At 64.2% G+C, this 18462-nt stretch carries 13 protein-coding genes; 7 read left to right on the top strand and 6 right to left on the bottom strand.

Features of this window, described 5'->3' with window-relative positions; all coding sequences use genetic code 11:
- Nucleotides 1-40 precede the first annotated feature (40 nt).
- Nucleotides 41-1852 carry an ABC transporter transmembrane domain-containing protein gene (locus RQP55_RS09860; RefSeq protein WP_315610021.1) on the bottom strand — a complete coding sequence of 604 codons (1812 nt, stop codon included), beginning with the start codon at nucleotides 1850-1852 and terminating at the stop codon, nucleotides 41-43.
- Nucleotides 1853-2029: 177 nt separating this feature from the next.
- Between RQP55_RS09860 and RQP55_RS09855 the strand changes: the two genes are divergently transcribed.
- Entirely contained in the window at nucleotides 2030-3289 is a 1260-nt protein-coding gene (locus tag RQP55_RS09855; RefSeq protein WP_315610148.1) for a polyhydroxyalkanoate depolymerase, read from the top strand.
- Nucleotides 3290-3391: 102 nt separating this feature from the next.
- Here RQP55_RS09855 and RQP55_RS09850 read toward each other — a convergent pair whose 3' ends face one another.
- The 4 genes from RQP55_RS09850 to RQP55_RS09835 form a co-directional block, all read right to left on the bottom strand.
- Nucleotides 3392-4576, bottom strand: a complete 1185-nt coding sequence (locus RQP55_RS09850) for an acetyl-CoA C-acyltransferase (protein WP_315610020.1) — start codon at nucleotides 4574-4576, stop codon at nucleotides 3392-3394.
- Between the two features lie 50 nt (nucleotides 4577-4626).
- The gene (locus RQP55_RS09845; protein WP_315610019.1) at nucleotides 4627-5076 is read right to left on the bottom strand and encodes a MaoC family dehydratase; all 450 of its coding nucleotides are present in this window, start codon (nucleotides 5074-5076) and stop codon (nucleotides 4627-4629) included.
- 136 nt (nucleotides 5077-5212) lie between these two features.
- Nucleotides 5213-6574 (bottom strand): DUF5935 domain-containing protein, encoded by a 1362-nt coding sequence (locus RQP55_RS09840; protein WP_315610018.1) that lies wholly within the window; start codon nucleotides 6572-6574, stop codon nucleotides 5213-5215.
- Nucleotides 6567-6740: a hypothetical protein gene (locus RQP55_RS09835; RefSeq protein ID WP_315610017.1), complete on the bottom strand. Its 174-nt coding sequence runs from the start codon at nucleotides 6738-6740 to the stop codon at nucleotides 6567-6569. Before RQP55_RS09835 ends, RQP55_RS09840 begins: the two co-directional genes overlap by 8 nt.
- Nucleotides 6741-6795: 55 nt before the next feature.
- Here RQP55_RS09835 and RQP55_RS09830 point away from each other — a divergent pair, with 55 nt between their 5' ends.
- The 5 genes from RQP55_RS09830 to RQP55_RS09810 all read left to right on the top strand — a co-directional run bounded on the left by RQP55_RS09830 (nucleotide 6796) and on the right by RQP55_RS09810 (nucleotide 17078).
- Nucleotides 6796-8031 (top strand): TIGR04063 family PEP-CTERM/XrtA system glycosyltransferase, encoded by a 1236-nt coding sequence (locus RQP55_RS09830; RefSeq protein ID WP_315610016.1) that lies wholly within the window; start codon nucleotides 6796-6798, stop codon nucleotides 8029-8031.
- A 46-nt stretch (nucleotides 8032-8077) separates the two neighbouring features.
- Nucleotides 8078-9823: a hypothetical protein gene (locus RQP55_RS09825; protein ID WP_315610015.1), complete on the top strand. Its 1746-nt coding sequence runs from the start codon at nucleotides 8078-8080 to the stop codon at nucleotides 9821-9823.
- Between the two features lie 237 nt (nucleotides 9824-10060).
- Nucleotides 10061-14701, top strand: coding sequence for a glutamate synthase large subunit (gltB, locus tag RQP55_RS09820; RefSeq protein WP_315610014.1), 4641 nt, complete (start codon nucleotides 10061-10063; stop codon nucleotides 14699-14701).
- Between the two features lie 11 nt (nucleotides 14702-14712).
- Nucleotides 14713-16146 carry a glutamate synthase subunit beta gene (locus RQP55_RS09815; RefSeq protein WP_315610013.1) on the top strand — a complete coding sequence of 478 codons (1434 nt, stop codon included), beginning with the start codon at nucleotides 14713-14715 and terminating at the stop codon, nucleotides 16144-16146.
- Between the two features lie 47 nt (nucleotides 16147-16193).
- Complete coding sequence (locus RQP55_RS09810) at nucleotides 16194-17078, top strand: hypothetical protein (RefSeq protein WP_315610012.1); 885 nt, start codon at nucleotides 16194-16196, stop codon at nucleotides 17076-17078.
- Here the strand turns inward: RQP55_RS09810 and RQP55_RS09805 are convergent.
- Nucleotides 17075-17767: a uracil-DNA glycosylase gene (locus RQP55_RS09805; protein WP_315610011.1), complete on the bottom strand. Its 693-nt coding sequence runs from the start codon at nucleotides 17765-17767 to the stop codon at nucleotides 17075-17077. The two genes, RQP55_RS09810 and RQP55_RS09805, sit on opposite strands and share 4 nt — an antisense overlap.
- 57 nt (nucleotides 17768-17824) lie before the next feature.
- On the opposite strand from RQP55_RS09805, the gene RQP55_RS09800 reads away from it, so the two are divergent.
- Nucleotides 17825-18445 carry a ribonuclease D gene (locus RQP55_RS09800; RefSeq protein WP_315610010.1) on the top strand — a complete coding sequence of 207 codons (621 nt, stop codon included), beginning with the start codon at nucleotides 17825-17827 and terminating at the stop codon, nucleotides 18443-18445.
- The last annotated feature ends 17 nt before the right edge of the window (nucleotides 18446-18462 follow it).

Raw genomic sequence — 18462 nt, 5'->3', positions numbered from 1 at the left:
GTTACGCCCGCACCGCACGCGGCGAAATGCGGGACAAATGCTATTTGACGGCTTCGCTCGGCACTTCGTCGAATTGCAGCGCAGCCAAGCGTGCATAGAGCCCGCCGGCCCGGCTGAGCGCATCGTGTTTGCCCTGTTCGACGATCCGGCCGCCGTCCATCACCACGATCCGGTCGGCCCCGCGCACAGTCGCCAGACGGTGGGCGATGACCAGCGTGGTCCGGCTGGCCATCAGCCGGTCCAGCGCCTGCTGCACCAGTCGCTCGCTTTCGGCGTCCAGCGCAGAGGTGGCTTCATCGAGCAGAAGGATCGGCGCATCGCGCAGCAGGGCGCGGGCAATGGCCATGCGCTGGCGCTGCCCACCGGACAGGCGCGCACCGCGCTCACCCAGTTGTGTATCCAGCCCATCGGGCAGTTCGCGCAGAAAATCGGCGGCATTGGCGGCTTCGGCCGCCTGCCAGATCGCCGCATCGCTGGCATCCCAGTTGCCATAGCGCAGGTTGTCGCGCGCGGATGCAGCGAAAAGGATGCCCTCCTGAGGGACCAGCGCCATGTTGCGACGCACTGCGGCGGGATCGACCGCGGTCAGCGGCACGCCATCAAGCTTCACCGCCCCGACCTGCGGGTCGTAGAAACGCTCGGCCAGCTGGAACAGGGTGGACTTGCCCGCGCCTGAGGGACCCACGATGGCAACGGTTTCGCCCGGTTCGACCGTCAGCGAGAAATCGGCCAGGGCCGAGACTTCGGGCCGGGTCGGATAGCGGAAGGTCACGCCTTCGAAGGCCAGCTTGCCGCGTACCGGGGAAGGCAGCTCAAGCGGGCGGGCCGGCATGGCGATGGTCGGCTTTTCGTTGAGCAGTTCGTTAAGGCGGCTGGCCGCACCGGCGCCGCGCAGCAGGTCACCATAGACTTCGGTGAGCGCACCAAAGGCCCCCGCGACCAGACCGCCGGTCAGCACGAAGGCAGCAATGGTGCCACCGCTGATCGTCCCTTCGGCAACGCCGATGGCGCCCTGCCACATCAGCATCGTGATCGCGCCGAAGACCAGCATGATGATGATCGCAGTCATCGCAGCGCGCAGCAGGATACGGCGCTTGGCCGTGCTGAAGGTCGATTCTACCGCGGCGGCAAAACGCGTCTCTTCGCGGCTCTCCTGGTTGAACGCCTGGACGATCTTCATCGCCGCCAACACTTCCGCAACCATCGCGCCGACATCGGCCACGCGGTCCTGGCTGGTGCGCGAAACATTGCGCAGCCGCCGCCCGAACCAGACGATCGGCAGCACGATCAGCGGGATCGCCAGCACCAATGCCAGGGTCAACTTGGGGGCCAGCGTAAACAGATAGGCCACCCCGCCCACGCCCATGATCAGGTTACGCAAGGCAACGGAAACGGTTGTCCCGACAACCTGTTCGATCAGCGCCGTGTCTGAGGTCATCCGGCTGGAGATTTCGTTGGGGCTGTTCTCTTCAAAAAAGCCGGGCGACATCCGCAGAAGGTTGGCCTGAACCTTAAGCCGGATGTCGGCGACAACGCGCTCACCCAGCCAGGAGACGAAATAGAACCGCAATGCGGTGCCGATCGCCAGCACCACCACGATCATCAGCAGGTATTCGAACCACCGCCCAATATCATCCGGGTTGCCACCGGCTGAAAAGCCCTTGTCGATGATCAGCTTGAAACCAGACGGAATCGCCAGAGTCGCCCCGGCGGTGATCATCAGCGCGAGACCTGCCATGGCCAGCTTGCTGGGATAGGCCAGCGCGGCGCGCCAGATCATCCGCAGCGGGCCGAGCGAGCGGGCGGGTTTGGGTTCGGCGGGGGTGGCGGCGAGATCGGGTTCTGAAGCCATTGCCTGCGCGCCCTAGCACAGGGCGGATGGCAAGTAAGTGGCAAATGCGCACTGATTGGCTCGGTAGTTGTGCGGACGCGAAGAGAGGGTGACTTTTTATTGCATTGCACAATAAACCGAATGACGGCACGATGCGGCCTGATTGGCGCGGGATACCGGGCCGAAAGGGGAATCGGTTTGCTTTACACCGCTTATGAAATGCAGCGTTCGTGGCTCAATGCCGCCAGCACCATGGCCTCGGTCGGGGCGGAACTGCTATCCAATCCGGCGCTGCCGTTTGGCTATACCGGCCTGGGCCCGGTCATGGCCTCGGCGCTGAAAGTCTTCGCCCATGCCGCCGCACCTTATGGCAAGCCAGCGTTCGATATCCAGACAGTGGCGGTGGACGGCGCAACCCATCCGGTGACCGAGGCGATCGTCATGCATCGCCCGTTTGGCAACCTGCTGCGCTTCACCCATCCCGGCCTGCCCAAGGATGCCCCGCGCCTGCTGATCGTTGCGCCGATGAGCGGCCATTTCGCCACGCTGCTGCGCGGTACGGTCGCCCGGATGATCGAGCGGTGCGAGGTTTACATTACCGATTGGGCCGATGCGAAGATGGTCCCGCTTGAAGCCGGACGCTTCGACCTGGATGACTATATCGACCATGTGATCGGCTATCTGGAGCATATCAGTCAGACCAATGGCGGATCACGGGCGCATATGCTGGCAGTGTGCCAGCCTTCGGTCCCGGCGCTGGCTGCCACCGCGCTGATGAACGCGCAGAAGCACCCCGCCCGCCCGCTCAGCCTGACGATGATGGGCGGCCCGGTCGACACGCGCGAGGCGCCAACCTCGGTCAACGACCTGGCGATGCAGCGCCCGATCGAATGGTTCCGCAACACCGTGATCGCGACCGTGCCCTTGCAGTATCCGGGTGCCGGCCGCCGGGTTTACCCGGGCTTCCTGCAACTGGCCGGGTTCATGAGCATGAACCTGGGCAACCACATGCTGAGCCACTACCACATGTTCAAGCACCTGGTGGCGGGCGATGGCGACAGCGCAGAGGCGACCAAGGCGTTCTATGACGAATACCGTTCGGTCTGCGACATGGATGCCGATTACTACCTCCAGACGGTCGAAGAGGTGTTCCAGCGCCAGTCCCTGGCCAAGGGCGAATTCATGCATCGCGGCACCCGGGTGGACCTGGGTGCGATCCGCGATACGGCGCTACTGGCGGTCGAAGGGGAGCGTGACGATATTTCTGGGATTGGCCAGACCAAGGCCGCGCTCAAGCTGGCGACGGGCCTGGCCGAAAGCCGCAAAAAATACCTGCTTGCACCCGAAGTGGGCCATTACGGCATCTTCAACGGCAGCAAGTGGCGCGAATTCATCGCGCCGGTACTGGAAGACTGGATCAAGCGCCACGACAAGGCCAAGCTGAAGGTCGTGGCCTAAACCCCAAAACAGGACGGGCGGTGACAGCCCTGCCGTCACCGCCCGTCTGCTGACCGCCGCCCCGGGCAGGGGCGGTCGGCACAATCGGTCACAAAAAGTGGGTTAGAAGACCTCGAACAGGCCCGCAGCGCCCTGGCCGCCACCGATGCACATGGTCACCACGGCGTACTTCGCACCGCGGCGCTTGCCTTCAATCAGAGCGTGGCCGGTGCAGCGCGCGCCGGTCATGCCAAAGGGGTGACCGATCGAGATCGAGCCGCCGTTGACGTTGAGCAGCTCGTCAGGAATGCCCAGCTTGTCGCGGCAGTAGAGCACCTGGACCGCGAAGGCTTCGTTCAATTCCCACAGGCCGATATCGTCCATCTTCAGATTGAAGCGTTCAAGCAGCTTGGGGATCGCAAAGACCGGGCCGATGCCCATTTCATCCGGCTCGGTACCGGCCACGGCCATGCCGACATAGCGGCCCAGCGGGGTCAGGCCGCGCTTTTCGGCAACCTTGGCTTCCATCACGACGCAGGCCGAGGAACCATCCGACAGCTGGCTGGCATTGCCGGCAGTGATGGTGTGGCCTTCACCCATTACCGGCTTCAGGCTGGCTAGCCCTTCCAGCGTGGTTTCGGGGCGGTTGCAGTCATCCCGGTCAGCGGTGACGTCCTTGTAGGAGACTTCCTTGGTTTCCTTGTCGACGATCGCCATGGTCGCCTTGCAGGCGACGATTTCATCATCGAACTTGCCGGCAGCCTGGGCGGCAGCGGTGCGCTGCTGCGACTGGAGCGAGTATTCGTCCTGCACTTCGCGGCTGATGTTATAGCGCTTGGCCACCACTTCAGCCGTGCCGATCATTGGCATGTAGATGTGCGGGTGCATTTCCAGCAGTTCGCGATCCGGCTCGACGAACATCTTGCCGCTGCCGACCACCTTGGAGATGCTTTCGACGCCGCCGGCAACGCAGATGTCCATATTGTCGACCAGGATCTGCTTGGCCGCCGTCGCGATGGTCATCAGGCCTGAGGAGCACTGACGGTCAATCGTCATGGCCGGAACCGAAACCGGCAGGCCGGCGCGCAGCGCGGCCAGGCGGGCGACGTTGCCTCCGGTCGAACCCTGCTGGACGGCGGTGCCCATGATCACGTCATCGATTTCGGCGCCAGAAAGGCCAGCGCGCTCAACCGCCGCGCGGATCGAGAAGGCACCAAGCGTGGCACCCGTGGTGTTGTTGAATGCGCCGCGGGCTGCCTTGGTCAGCGGGGTGCGGGCGGTGGAAACGATGACTGCGTCACGTGACATGAAGAATTCCTTGTTTGGTTTAGAAGGTGTGGGCCCGGGAAGGGATCAAATCACACAAAGAACAGCGTGATCCATTCGCAGATCAGAGCGGGCTTGTCCTCGCCTTCGATCTCGATGGTGATTTCGTTGGTCTGCTGCCACTGGCCAGGGCGCTTTTCAACCAGCTCGAGCAGCTTGGTGTGGGCGCGCACGCGCTTGCCGGCGCGGACTGGCGAAATGAAGCGCGTCTTGTTGCCGCCGTAGTTCACGCCCATCTTGATTCCGTCGACGCGGGCGCCTTCGGTCATCGCGCCCAGCACCGGCAGCAGCGACAGGGTCAGGAAGCCGTGCGCGATCGTCCCGCCGAACGGGGTGTGCTTGGCCTTTTCCTCATCGATATGGATGAACTGGTGGTCTCCAGTGGCATCGGCAAACATGTTGATGCGTTCCTGGGTCACTGCGAACCAGTCCGAAACGCCGATCACTTCGCCAGTCTTGGCTGCGAGTTCCTGCGGGGTCATTGCGCCTCTCCTCTGTCTGGAAAGGCCTGTTCATGGCCCAAGCGCAGCCCTTGTGCAACGCACCAGCGCCTGCCGCTACGGCAAGGCAGGGCACGAGTGCAGCTCTGCCTTGCGAATCACCTGGTTGGCACCGATTTCAGGCTGGACCGATCCGCAACTGGCTTGCGCCCAGCCGGATCGGCTGCGGCGCCGGCGCATCGATCCGCCGGCAATAGGACCACAGCCCGCATTGCAGGCCGATGATCATGAACATCACCGGCTGGTACGCAATGCCAACGAATACCGCCCCCAGGAAATAGACCAGCTGCGACAGCTGGAGCGCCGTGGCCAGGGGCGCGACCCAGGCCTCGTGCGGGCCGGTCCGGCCTTTCCAGCGTCGGCTCAGGCGTTCCATCTGCCAAGTGCCCAGCAGCTGAATCCACGCCCACAGCAGCAGACCGGCATAGCCCTGTTCGCCCAGCATTTCGAAATAGGCCGAATGATAGGCCCGGCTCTGGTCGACGTGGAGGGTGGTCTTCAGCGTCACGTTGTTGCCGGATCCTTCCGCAACCACCGTGGGGATGAGCAGCTTGTTGCTGCGATAGGCGTCGAACCCGCCGCCGAACGGATGGTCCTTCACATAGTCGAGCGTCCACATCCACACCGCCACGCGGGTTGAGGCCGACTGATCGGACTTGTGGTTCTCGATCGTGCTCATCCGCTCGGTAAAGCTCTTCGGCAGGAACGGGACGGCAGCAACAGCAATCAGGCCGGCCATGCCGAGATAGAGGAAGCGCCGCTTGACCGATCGCAGCGACAGGACGGCAAGCAGGCCGATGCAGAGCAGGCCGGTCCGCGCCTGGGTCCCGACCGGGATCAGCAGCGCGGCAAAGGTCAGGGCGACCGAGAACAGCGTCACCAGCGGTCCGCGCGGAAACAGCGTGGTGAACCGCGCCGTCCACCAGATCAGCGGAATAATGGCGATGGCGACCGTCGACAGGATCGAACCTTCATAGATGCCGGTGTTGTTGGATACGAAGGTCTGCAGCTCGCCATAGCCGCCACCGCCAACCGCGGTCTTGATCCCGCCGCTGATCACGATTGCGCCCACGGTCAGGACGATCACCGTAACCACGGCTTCGAACCGCAGGCGGGTGCGCAGGGTCAGCGGCAGGAAGATTGCGAACAGCAGCGCTTTCCAGACCCAGTCCCACTTCAGGGCCGCTTCAACCGGAAAATCGGCAATCGTGGTCGTGACCGCGCAATAGCCCAGCAGCAGCACAATCAGGAACTGACGCAGGGTAAAGCGCATGTCCTGTTTGTTATCCAGCACCAGCCAACCCCCAAAGGCGAGGATGAAGGCAATCAGCGAAATCGGCAGCGAGGCCAGCAGGAACCAGCTGATCTTCTGGGGTGTCAGGATATCGATATAGAGATAGCCCAGCACCCACAGGAACGGCCGGCGCAGGCCGAGCGCCAGGAAGCCCAGCGTGAAAGCGGTGATGCCAAGATCAAGCACGCAGGCGCAGACCCGGTTTGGCTGGCTTGGGCGGCTCGGGTTCGGCCGGCTCCGGTGCCTTAGGATCCTGATCGAGATCGGCGCGGCCCATCATCTGCCAGGCAGCGATGAACAGCAGCGCATGAGACAGGGCCAGGGCAAAGAAATCAATCATCGTCGCAGCCACTTAGCGGGCGCGAGTTGACGCCACGTTAAGCCTTCCCCGGCTAGGCACCGCACCGATGACCCGCGTGCTCCACATCCTTGACCACTCGCTGCCTATGCACAGTGGCTACACCTTTCGCACGCGGGCGATCCTTTCGGCCCAGGCGGCGATGGGTCTGGACGTGCGCGGCATCACCGGCCTGCGCCACAGCGCGCCAGGCCCGGACTGCGAGCAAGCCGATGGCCTGACCTTTCACCGCACCCGCGGCGGCGGCGGTGGCGGCGGTCCGCCCGGGTTACGCGAGTGGCTTGAGGTCAATCGGCTGGCCGATGCCATCGTCGACCTTGCCGCCGACTGGCGCCCCGATCTGCTCCACGCGCACAGCCCGGCGCTTTGCGGCAAGGCAGCGCTGATCGCCGGGCGCAGGCTGGGCCTGCCGGTCGTCTACGAAATCCGGGCCTTCTGGGAGGACGCGGCAGTCGCCAATGGGACCGGCCGCGAAGGCAATCTCAAGTACCGACTGACCCGCGCGCTGGAAAACCACGTGGTGCGGGGCGCGGACCAGGTGATCACGATCTGCCGGGGGTTGAAAGACGATCTGGTCAGGCGCGGGGTCCCCGCAAGCAAGATTGCCATCAGTCCGAACGGCGTTGACCTGGACCTGTTTGGCACGGCCGCGCGGCCGGAGCCGGAACTGGCGCGCCAGCTTGGCCTCGGCCCCGCGCCGGTGATCGGGTTCATTGGCAGCTTCTACGATTACGAAGGGCTGGATGATCTGATCGCCGCGATGCCGATAGTCCAGGCCCGCGAACCCGGGGCGCAATTGTTGCTGGTCGGCAGCGGCCCGATGGAAAGCGCACTCAGGCGCCAGGCGGCTGCTTCTCAGGCCCATAGCGCGATCCACTTTGCTGGGCGCGTCGCACACCGTGAAGTCGATCGTTATTACGCTCTGATCGATGTGCTGGCCTTCCCGCGGAAGCGGAGCCGACTGACCGAGCTGGTCACGCCGCTGAAACCACTGGAAGCGATGGCCCAGGGGCGGCTGGTTGTCGCGTCAGACGTCGGCGGGCACCGCGAACTGATCCTTGACGGCCAGACCGGCGCGCTTTTTCCGGCCGATGACCCCGCGGCCTGCGCCGCCGCACTGGCGGAGCTGTTAGCGGATCGCGGAAACTGGAAAAATCGCCGCGCGGCCGCTCAAGATCACATCAGATCCCAGCATGACTGGGCCGTGAATATTGTTCGTTATCAAGATGTTTACCAAGCAGCGCTAACGCGTTCTGGATGCCACCGGAATCCGGAAGCCACCTGAGGCGATCGGTTAAGGTTTGGAAAGCAACAGCACGGGATAACGCGGCGTGGCCAATTCGAAACCCAAGCCAGGCAATCGCAAGCCGATCTCCAGCCATCCGCTGTTTCCGGCGGTCGTCGCCCTATGGTTTGGTGCCCTGTTCGGCCTTGGCAGCTTGGCAATTCGGCCGACCCTGATCGAAAGTCTGGTGTTGCAGACCGGGATCGACTTGATCGTCCCCGCCGCAGCGCCGCCGCTTGGAATAACCGCCCGGATCCTTATCGCCTTGGTTATGGCTTCGTTGGGGGCTGCGCTTGGCGCGACGCTGGCGGTCCGCATCAGCCGGCCCAAGATTGTGGTCCGTGCCCGCAAGCGCAATGCTGCGAACCCCGGCGCCGCAGCCGTGGGCGAGTTCGGGTCTTGGAACAAGCGCGATGTCGTCACCAATGGTCCGGCGCGGCGCCCGATCTCGGCGCACGAAGAATTGGGCGATGCGCTGGATAGCACCGGTCCGCTCGCCAGTCGCCGCAGAACGCTTGCAGTCGAACATGAGGACAAGCCATTCGAGCCGGCCGAAATCGCCCCGTTGCCAGGCGGTGAGCCCCAAATCTTCAATATTGCTGCAACTCACCTTGCCGTGACCGAGGTTGAAGCCGGACAGGGCGATGATCATGCCCCGCTTGATCTGGGCGCATTCGTTGCCCCAGAACCTGCTTCGGCCGCAGCACTGGCGCCAGTGGCAACCAATCAGCCGCAGCAGGCGCTGGATTGGTCAGTCCCGCCAGTGGCCGCCGCGCAGCACTTCACTGCACCAAACCGCCAATTCCCCATGCCGGCAGAAAACGAAACGCCGCAGGTATTCGGAATGATGGCGCAGAATATTCAGGCATTTGATGAATTTGCCCCGGCTGCCAGCTTTGGAACTGCGGTTTTCGAAGCAAGCCCGGCACAACCGACCGGGCAAACGGTTGGTCCCGCTATGAGCATGTCAGAAACCAACGTATCCCCAGAACAGGCCACCATGGCCCAACCGCTCGCAGCTGAAAGCGTTCCTCCGCAGCCTTCGCCGGCCGGGCTGGGCATGACCGACCTTGCCCAGCGTTTACAGGAATCGATGGCTCGCCGCCGCGCAGCGAAGGTTAAAGCTGCTGCAGTTGAAGTGTCGGCCGCAGAATTGCCGGCAACGCAGCTGGCACCAAATGAGCCGGTCCTGTCAGCCGGGGATGAGCCTGCATTTGTGCCACCACCGCGGATCGACATCTTCGCCGCCGCTGCCAGCGAACACCCGGTCGAGCCGTTCGGCCTGACCCAGGCGCCTATCGCGATGCCGTCTGCTCTGCGTCCGATCCCGCTCGACCCCACTGAAGGGGACGAAGATAGCGCTGATCTCGTGCCGCTGATGCCACGCCATCTGGCCCTGCCGCAGACTGCCCCCTTTGCACCTGTTGACGCGACCGTCACACCGCGGCAGCCCGAAGGTATTGCCGGATCAGCCGATGAGGAAGCTGCGGAGGAGGCAATGCCAGCCGAAGCTGCCTTTGCATCACTGCTGTCGCTCGAAACGCCGCGGCAGGAATTTGTGCGGATCGAAGAACCTGATGAGCTGCCTTCAGCGGTTGAACCGGTGGTAATCTTTCCCGGTCAAATGGCAGCTGTGCAACCAGCGGCGCGCCCGTTCGATGCCGCCGCCATAACGGTGGTCGCGGGAAGCATTGCTCCACCCCCTGCCGCCGCAGCTATCGATCCGGCAGAGACCGAGCTCGCTCTGCGTTCGGCGCTCGCCAATCTGCAACGGATCAGCGGTGCGGCCTAACCAGGCGGCCCTCCAGACAACCCCGCAATCCTATTCACAGCCAGGCTTGGGCCAGCCCAAGCGAATCTTGGCCTCTTCGCAGTTGCAAAAACACCTTCCTGTCGTCATGGGAAAGCCTTGCGCAATTTTCACTGCTTTTGGCGGTGGGGAAGCTTGCGCTTAATTGCCGGATTTCCGCCGTTTGCGCGCAGAAGCGCGCGAATCGCGGGGTTCGGGTGACGACAGGATGGGTTTTCGATGGGTTATCCGGCGCCGCAGGGCCTCTACGATCCGCGCAATGAACATGACGCCTGTGGCGTGGGCTTTGTTGCCCACATCAAGGGCGCCAAAAGCCATGCGATCGTCACCCAGGCGCTCGAAATTCTGAAAAACATCGACCATCGCGGTGCCGTGGGCGCCGATCCGCTGCTGGGTGATGGCGCCGGGATCCTGATCCAGACCCCGGACCAGCTGTTCCGCAAGTGGGCCGATAAGGAAGGGCTGAAGCTGCCCGCCGCCGGCGACTATGCCGTGGCCATGTGCTTCCTGCCGCAGGACCAGGCCAGCCGCGATTTCATCGTCGGCACCTTTGAAAAGTTCATCGCCAAGGAAGGTCAGCGCCTGATCGGCTGGCGCGACGTGCCGGTGACGACCGAAGGCCTGGGCAAGACCGTGCGCGAGCAGATGCCAGTGATCCGCCAGTGCTTCGTCGCCCGCGGCGACAACTGCGCCGATCAGGACGCTTTCGAGCGCAAGATCCTGGCAATCCGCAAGCAGACCCAGAACCCGCTGGCCGCCCTGGCCGAAAAGCACGGGATGCCAGGCATCGCCGATCTTTACATGCCCAGCTTCTCCAGCCGCACCGTGGTCTACAAAGGCTTGCTGCTGGCAACACAGGTTGGCAGCTTCTACGATGACCTGCGCGATCCGGACTGCGTTTCGGCGCTCGGTCTGGTCCACCAGCGATTCAGCACCAATACCTTCCCAAGCTGGAAGCTGGCGCACCCCTACCGCTTCATCGCCCACAATGGCGAAATCAACACCGTGCGCGGCAACGTCAACTGGATGAACGCCCGCCGCCGCACCATGGAAAGCGAACTGCTGGGCGCCGATCTCGACAAGATGTGGCCGCTGATCCCGCACGGCCAGTCGGACACCGCCTGCCTCGACAACGCGCTCGAGCTACTGTTGGCTGGTGGCTACAGCCTGGCCCATGCGGTGATGATGCTGATCCCGGAAGCCTGGGCCGGCAATCCGCTGATGGATGCCAAGCGCCGCGCCTTCTACGAATACCACGCTGCGCTGATGGAGCCGTGGGACGGCCCGGCTGCCGTGGCCTTTACCGATGGCCGCCAGATCGGCGCGACGCTGGACCGCAACGGCCTGCGTCCGGCCCGCTTCCTCGTCACCGATGACGATATTGTTGTCATGGCCTCGGAAAGCGGCGTGCTGCCGATCAAGGAAGACAATATCGTCCGCAAGTGGCGGCTCCAGCCCGGCCGCATGCTGCTGATCGATTTCGACCAGGGCCGGATCATCGAGGATGAGGAGCTCAAGGCCTCGCTCGCCGCGGCTGAGCCTTACGAAGACTGGCTGGAGGCGGCGCAGTATAAGCTCAAGGACCTGGAAGTGGTCGAGCCGGAACTGGCCGCCTTGCCGCAGGAAACCACCACTCTGCTCGATCGCCAGCAGGCCTTTGGCTATACGCAGGAAGACCTTTCGCGCTTCCTTGAGCCGATGGCCCAGAATGCCGACGATCCGCTGGGTTCGATGGGAACGGACACGCCGATCGCGGTGCTCTCCAACCGCTCGCGCCTGCTCTACGATTACTTCAAGCAGAACTTCGCCCAGGTCACCAACCCGCCGATCGACCCGATCCGCGAGGAGCTGGTGATGAGCCTTGTTTCCATGATCGGCCCGCGCCCCAACCTGCTGGGCATGGAAGCCGGGACGCACAAGCGCCTGGAAGTCGACCAGCCGATCCTGACTAACGAGGAAGTTTCCAAGATCCGCTCGGTCGAAGCTGCGCTGGACGGTGCCTTCCGGACCGAGACGATCGACATCACCTGGGATGCCAGCACCGGGGCCGCCGGCCTTGAAATGGCGATCAAGGAAATGTGCTGGACGGCCACCGAGGCCGTGCTGCAGGACAAGAACATCCTGATCCTGTCCGACCGCGCACAGGGGCCCGACCGCATCCCGATGCCGGCCCTGCTGGCGACGGCCGCGGTCCATCACCACCTGGTTCGTCAGGGCCTGCGCATGCAGACTGGCCTGGTGGTCGAAACCGGCGAGGCGCGCGAAGTACACCACTTCTGTGTGCTGGCGGGCTTCGGCGCCGAGGCGATCAACCCCTATGTAGCCTTCGAAACGCTGGAAGAGCTGCGGATCCGCAAGGACATGCCGCTCGATGCCAAGACGGTGCAGAAGAACTATATCAAGGCGGTCGGCAAGGGCATCCTGAAGGTCATGTCCAAGATGGGCATCAGCACCTATCAGTCCTATTGCGGCGCGCAGATCTTTGACGCGGTCGGCCTGTCGAGCGCATTCATCAACCAGTACTTCACCGGCACCGCGACCACGATCGAGGGTATTGGCCTGGCCGAAGTGGCCGAGGAAACCGTGCGCCGCCACGCCACGGCTTATGGCGACAACCCGATCTACAAGAACATGCTCGACGTGGGCGGAATGTACGGCCTGCGCCTGCGCGGCGAGGAACACGCCTGGACCGCGCAGAACATCGCCGCCCTGCAGCACGCGGTACGCGGCAATGTTTCGGAAAAGTATCGCGAGTTCGCCCAGACCATCAACGACCAGTCGACCCGGATGCTGACCATCCGCGGGCTGATGGAGTTCAAGAAGGCCGATAAGCCGATCGACATCAGCGAGGTCGAACCGGCCAGCGAGATCGTCAAGCGCTTCGCCACCGGCGCGATGAGCTTCGGCTCGATCAGCCGCGAGGCGCACACCACGCTGGCCATTGCCATGAACCGGATCGGTGGCAAGTCGAACACCGGCGAAGGCGGTGAGGAGCCGGACCGGTTCAAGCCGTTGGCAAACGGGGACTCGATGCGCTCAGCGATCAAGCAGGTCGCTTCGGGCCGCTTTGGCGTGACCACCGAATACCTGGTTAATGCCGACGACATCCAGATCAAGATGGCCCAGGGTGCCAAGCCCGGCGAAGGCGGCCAGCTGCCGGGCCACAAGGTTGACAAGGTGATTGGCAAGACCCGTCACTCAACCCCGGGCGTCGGCCTGATCTCGCCCCCGCCGCACCATGACATCTACTCGATCGAGGATCTGGCCCAACTGATCCACGACTTGAAGAACGTCAACGGCGGCGCGCGCATCTCGGTCAAGCTGGTCTCCGAAGTCGGTGTCGGCACGGTTGCCGCTGGCGTTTCCAAGGCCCGCGCCGATCATGTAACGATCTCTGGCTATGAGGGCGGAACCGGCGCGTCGCCGCTGACCTCGCTGACCCATGCCGGCAGCCCTTGGGAAATCGGCCTGGCAGAAACCCAGCAGACGCTGATCCTCAACAATCTGCGCAGCCGCATCGCGGTCCAGGCCGATGGCGGCCTGCGCACCGGGCGCGACGTGGCCGTGGCCGCGTTGCTGGGTGCGGACGAGTTCGGCTTTGCCACCGCCCCGCTGATCGCGGCCGGCTGCATCATGATGCGCAAGTGCCACCTCAACACCTGCCCGGTGGGCGTGGCCACCCAGGATCCGGTGCTGCGCGCGCGCTTCACCGGCCAGCCCGAGCACGTGATCAACTACTTCTTCTTCGTTGCCGAAGAACTGCGCGCGATCATGGCCGAAATGGGCTTCCGCACCATTGCTGAAATGGTTGGCCGGGTTGACCGGCTCGACATGAAGCAGGCCATCGATCACTGGAAGGCCAAGGGCGTTGACCTCAGCCGGATCCTGCACCAGGTTCCGCTGGGTGACAGCCCCTCGCTCGGCTGGTCGGGCACGCAGGATCACGGCCTCGAAAAGGCGCTCGACAACGACCTGATCGCCGCCGCCGCCGATGCGCTGGACAAGCAGCAGCCGGTGGTGATCGAGCGCAAGGTGATCAACGTCAACCGCACGGTTGGCGCGATGCTCTCGGGCGAAGTGGCCAAGCGCCATGGCCATGCCGGCCTGCCCGACAACACCATCGCCATCCGCCTCAATGGCGTGGCGGGGCAGAGCTTTGGTGCCTTCCTGGCCCACGGCATCACCCTCGATCTGACTGGCGATGCCAACGACTATGTCGGCAAGGGCCTGTCGGGCGGTCGCGTGATCGTGCGCCAACCGGCCCACGTCGAACGCGAGGCGAGCCAGAACATCATCGTCGGCAACACCGTGCTTTATGGTGCAATCGCGGGCGAAGCCTATTTCAACGGTGTCGCCGGCGAACGCTTTGCCGTCCGCAATTCGGGCGCGATCGCGGTGGTCGAAGGGACCGGCGATCACGGCTGCGAATACATGACCGGCGGCGTGGTCGTCGTGCTGGGCCGCACCGGCCGCAACTTTGCGGCGGGGATGTCGGGCGGGATCGCCTATGTCTATGATGAGCGCGGCGAGTTTGCGAAGCTGTGCAACCCTGCGCAAGTTGACCTGCTGCCGATTTCGCCAGAACGCGACGAGGAGGACGGCGCCGGCCGCCCGCAGCAGCGCGCGCGCTCGGTCGAGGACTTCGGCATGGGTGACATGCTGCGCCACGATGCTGAACGCCTGCGGATCCTGCTGGAGCGCCACCACCTCCACACTGGCAGCCAGCGCGCCCGCGCCCTGCTGGATGACTGGGGCAATGCGCTGGGCAAGTTCATCAAGGTCATGCCCAAGGATTACGCACGGGCACTCAAGCAACTCGAGGCCGAGCGGCTGGCAGCCGCGTCGGTGGCCGCGGAATAAGGACGGGGACGATGGGCAAGGAAACAGGCTTTCTCGAGCTGGACCGCCAGGATCGCACCTATGCCGATCCCAAGGAGCGGCTGACGCACTATAAGGAATTCGTGATCCCGCACGCGGAACCGGCGCTCAAGGCGCAGGCTTCGCGGTGCATGAATTGCGGGATTCCGTATTGTCATAACGGTTGCCCGGTGAACAACATCATCCCGGACTGGAACCATCTGGTTTATGAGGGTGACTGGCAGAATGCGCTGGAAGTGCTGCATTCGACCAACAACTTCCCGGAATTTACCGGCCGCATCTGCCCCGCCCCGTGCGAGGCAAGCTGCACGCTGAACATCGTCGACCAGCCGGTGACGATCAAGAGCATCGAATGCGCGATCGTCGACAAGGGCTGGGAAAACGGCTGGATCCACCCGCAGGTGCCCGCCAAACGCACCGGCAAGTCCGTGGCTGTCGTTGGCTCCGGCCCGGCCGGCATGGCCGCCGCACAACAGCTCGCCCGCGCGGGCCATTCGGTTACGGTGTTTGAAAAGAACGACCGCGCCGGCGGCCTGCTCCGCTATGGCATCCCCGACTTCAAGATGGAAAAGCACCTGATCAACCGGCGCTTGGTCCAGATGGAAGCCGAAGGCGTCAGCTTCCGCACCTCGACCGAAGTGGGCGTCCATGTTTCGATCGAGAGCCTGAAGGAAAACTTCGACGCGATCGTCCTCTCGGGCGGCGCAGAAGATCCGCGCCGTCTGGAAATCCCTGGCGCCGAGCTGCCGGGCGTGCGGCTGGCGATGGAATTCCTGACCCAGCAGAACAAGCGCGTGGCGGGAGATGATGAACTGCGCGCCGCGCCGCGCGGCACCCTGACCGCCACCGGCAAGCACGTGATCGTGATCGGCGGCGGCGATACCGGTTCTGACTGCGTGGGCACCTCGAACCGCCAAGGTGCCGCATCTGTCACCCAGCTTGAAATCATGCCCAAGCCGCCGGAGAAGGAAAACAAGCAGCTGACCTGGCCGGACTGGCCGCTCAAGCTGCGCACTTCCAGCAGCCATGAAGAGGGCGTCGAGCGTGACTGGTCGGTCCTGACCAAGCGCGTGATCGGCGAAAATGATGTGACCGGCCTCGAATGCGTCCGGGTCGAATGGGTCGATGGCCGCATGCAGGAAGTCGCCGGCAGCGAATTCGTGCTGAAGGCCGACCTGATCCTGCTGGCCATGGGCTTTGTCGGCCCACGCAAGCAGGGCCTGCTCGACCAGGCCGGAGTCGAACTCGACGGGCGCGGCAACGTGGCAGCCAACGTGATCGATTATCGCACCAGCGATCCGCAGATCTTTGCCTGCGGCGACATGCGCCGGGGCCAGAGCCTGGTCGTCTGGGCGATTCGCGAAGGCCGCCAGGCCGCCCGCGCGGTTGACGAGGCGCTGATGGGGGCAAGCGAGCTGCCGCGCTAAGCCGGCAGCCTCTTCCCAAGCCAGCCTGCGCCGCCTAACCGGCGGTGATGAAGATCGCATTCCTTGCCTGTCCGGCCACGCTGCCGGGTTCGCCCACCCGGCGGCCCGATGCCTTTGAACACGACCTCTATCTGGAGGCTGTCCGTGCCGGGCTGGGTGCGCGCGGGACAGTGACCGACATCGACTGGCGCGCACCGCTTGAAACGCTGGCGCAGTTCGACGCGGCGATCCTTGGCACCCCGTGGGACTATACCGAGGCCAAGGACGAGTTCCTCGTCCGGCTGGGCGAACTGGAGCAGGCTGGTGTCACGGTCTGCAATCCGCTGGCGGTGGTGCGCTGGAATTCGGACAAGCTCTACCTCAAGGAACTGGGCGAGCGGGGGGCGGTAACCATCCCGACATTGTGGCCCGAACGCGCCGGACCTGCGGATGTGCTGGCCGCCTTCGATCACTTCAACACGGACCGGGTGGTGGTAAAGCGCCGGGTCGGCGCAGGCGCGATCGGGCAGGACAGCTTCAGCCGCGACAATCCCCCGCCGGCCAACTGGTCAATCGAACAGGCGGCAATGGTCCAGCCCTTCCTGCCGGCGATCCAGTCCGAAGGGGAGCAAAGCTTCATCTTTATCGATGGCATCTTGAGCCACGCCCTGCTCAAACGGGCGGCGGGTGGCGATTACAGGATCCAGACGCTGTACGGCGGGGTGGAGCTGCCGCTGGATCCGGCTCCGACCGATCGCGCCGCCGCCGAAGCCGTGCTGGCGCTGCTACCCTTCGACCAGCCCCCGCTCTATGCCCGGATCGACATGGTCCGGCTGGAGGACGGGCGGCTTGCGGTGATCGAGGCTGAGCTGATCGAACCCTACCTCTATCCCGAGCAAGGCCCCAACCTGGGTCCGCTGCTGGCGGACGGGATCCTGCGGCGACTGGGTTAAAGCCCCCAGTCCACTCCCCCGCGCCCCTCCGCCTCAAGAAAGGCGTTGGCCTGGCTGAAATGGCGGCAGCCAAGGAAACCGCGGTGCGCGGAGAGCGGGCTGGGATGCGGTGCGGTGAGGACCAGGTGGTGACTGTTCATCAGCCCTGGCACGGACTGCGCCTTCTTCTGAGCATGACTGCCCCAGAGCAGGAACACGCAAGGCTCTGCCTTGGCAGCAACGGCGGCGACCACGGCATCGGTGATCTCTTCCCAGCCGCGCCCCTGGTGCGAGGCGGGTTGGCCATCCTCCACCGTCAGCGCGGCGTTAAGCAGCAGCACGCCCTGCCGCGCCCACTTGATCAGGTTGCCATGGCGCGGGACCGGCAGGCCAAGGTCGCTGGCCAGCTCCTTGTAAATATTGACCAGGCTGGGCGGCACCTTCACCCCGTCCTGCACCGAGAACGCTAGGCCATGGGCCTGCCCGGGGCCGTGGTAGGGATCCTGCCCCAAGATCACGACCTTGACCGCTTCAAGCGGGGTCAGATCGAGCGCGGCCAGCCAAGTGCCGCGCGGAGGATAGACTGCTTTTCCAGCCGCTTCCTCGGCCGCAAGGAAATTGTCCAGCTGTCGCGATTTGGGGTTGGCCAGCACCGGGCCAAGCACTGCGCGCCATGATCCAGGAACTGCATCGCCAATAGCCATCGCCATCTTGCTCCCACAGCAGGGCTTTCATCGCCGCGCCAATCGGCCTAAGCACCAAGCCTTATGGCTGTCCATCTCCACGAAGAAGATCTTCCCGCCGGCGTCCTCGCCCCCGGCCCGATCGCGGTTGATACCGAGACCATGGGCCTCATTACCCCGCGTGACCGGCTCTGCGTCGTCCAGCTGTCCGACGGACAGGGCGATGAGCACCTGGTGCGGTTCAACCCGGGTTCGGACTATGCCGCGCCCAACCTCAAGGCGGTGCTGGCCGATCCTTCGCGGGTGAAGCTGTTCCACTTCGCTCGGTTCGATCTGGCAGCGATCGAACATTACCTGGGCGTTACCGCCACTCCGGTGTTCTGCACCAAGATCGCCAGCAAGCTGGTCCGCACCTATACCGACCGCCACGGGCTGAAGGACCTGGTCCGCGAACTGCTGGGCAAGGAACTGTCGAAGCAGCAGCAATCGAGCGACTGGGGTGGCCCGGTGCTAAGCGAGGCGCAGCTGGAATATGCCGCATCGGACGTGCGCTATTTGCACGCCATGCACGCAATCCTGGTTCAACGGCTGGACCGCGAAGGGCGCACGGCCCTGGCCCAGGCCTGCTTCGACTTCCTGCCGCATCGCGCCCGGCTGGATCTCGCCGGCTGGCCCGACAAGGACATCTTCAGCCACGAAGCGTAAGCCGAGTGACAGGAACC

The organism is Novosphingobium sp. APW14, from assembly GCF_032337075.1.
Classification (GTDB): Bacteria; Pseudomonadota; Alphaproteobacteria; order Sphingomonadales; family Sphingomonadaceae; genus Novosphingobium.
Note: the sequence above shows the minus strand (reverse complement) of the source record. Positions and strands in the feature narration are given on the sequence as shown.

Coding starts and splice junctions, on each gene's coding strand:
- RQP55_RS09860 (WP_315610021.1), bottom strand. CDS start 1,852: ATGGCTTCAGAACCCGATCTCGCCGCCACCCCCGCCGAACCCAAACCC.
- RQP55_RS09850 (WP_315610020.1), bottom strand. CDS start 4,576: ATGTCACGTGACGCAGTCATCGTTTCCACCGCCCGCACCCCGCTGACC.
- RQP55_RS09845 (WP_315610019.1), bottom strand. CDS start 5,076: ATGACCCCGCAGGAACTCGCAGCCAAGACTGGCGAAGTGATCGGCGTT.
- RQP55_RS09830 (WP_315610016.1), top strand. CDS start 6,796: ATGACCCGCGTGCTCCACATCCTTGACCACTCGCTGCCTATGCACAGT.
- gltB (WP_315610014.1), top strand. CDS start 10,061: ATGGGTTATCCGGCGCCGCAGGGCCTCTACGATCCGCGCAATGAACAT.
- RQP55_RS09815 (WP_315610013.1), top strand. CDS start 14,713: ATGGGCAAGGAAACAGGCTTTCTCGAGCTGGACCGCCAGGATCGCACC.
- RQP55_RS09810 (WP_315610012.1), top strand. CDS start 16,194: ATGAAGATCGCATTCCTTGCCTGTCCGGCCACGCTGCCGGGTTCGCCC.
- RQP55_RS09805 (WP_315610011.1), bottom strand. CDS start 17,767: ATGGCGATGGCTATTGGCGATGCAGTTCCTGGATCATGGCGCGCAGTG.
- RQP55_RS09800 (WP_315610010.1), top strand. CDS start 17,825: ATGGCTGTCCATCTCCACGAAGAAGATCTTCCCGCCGGCGTCCTCGCC.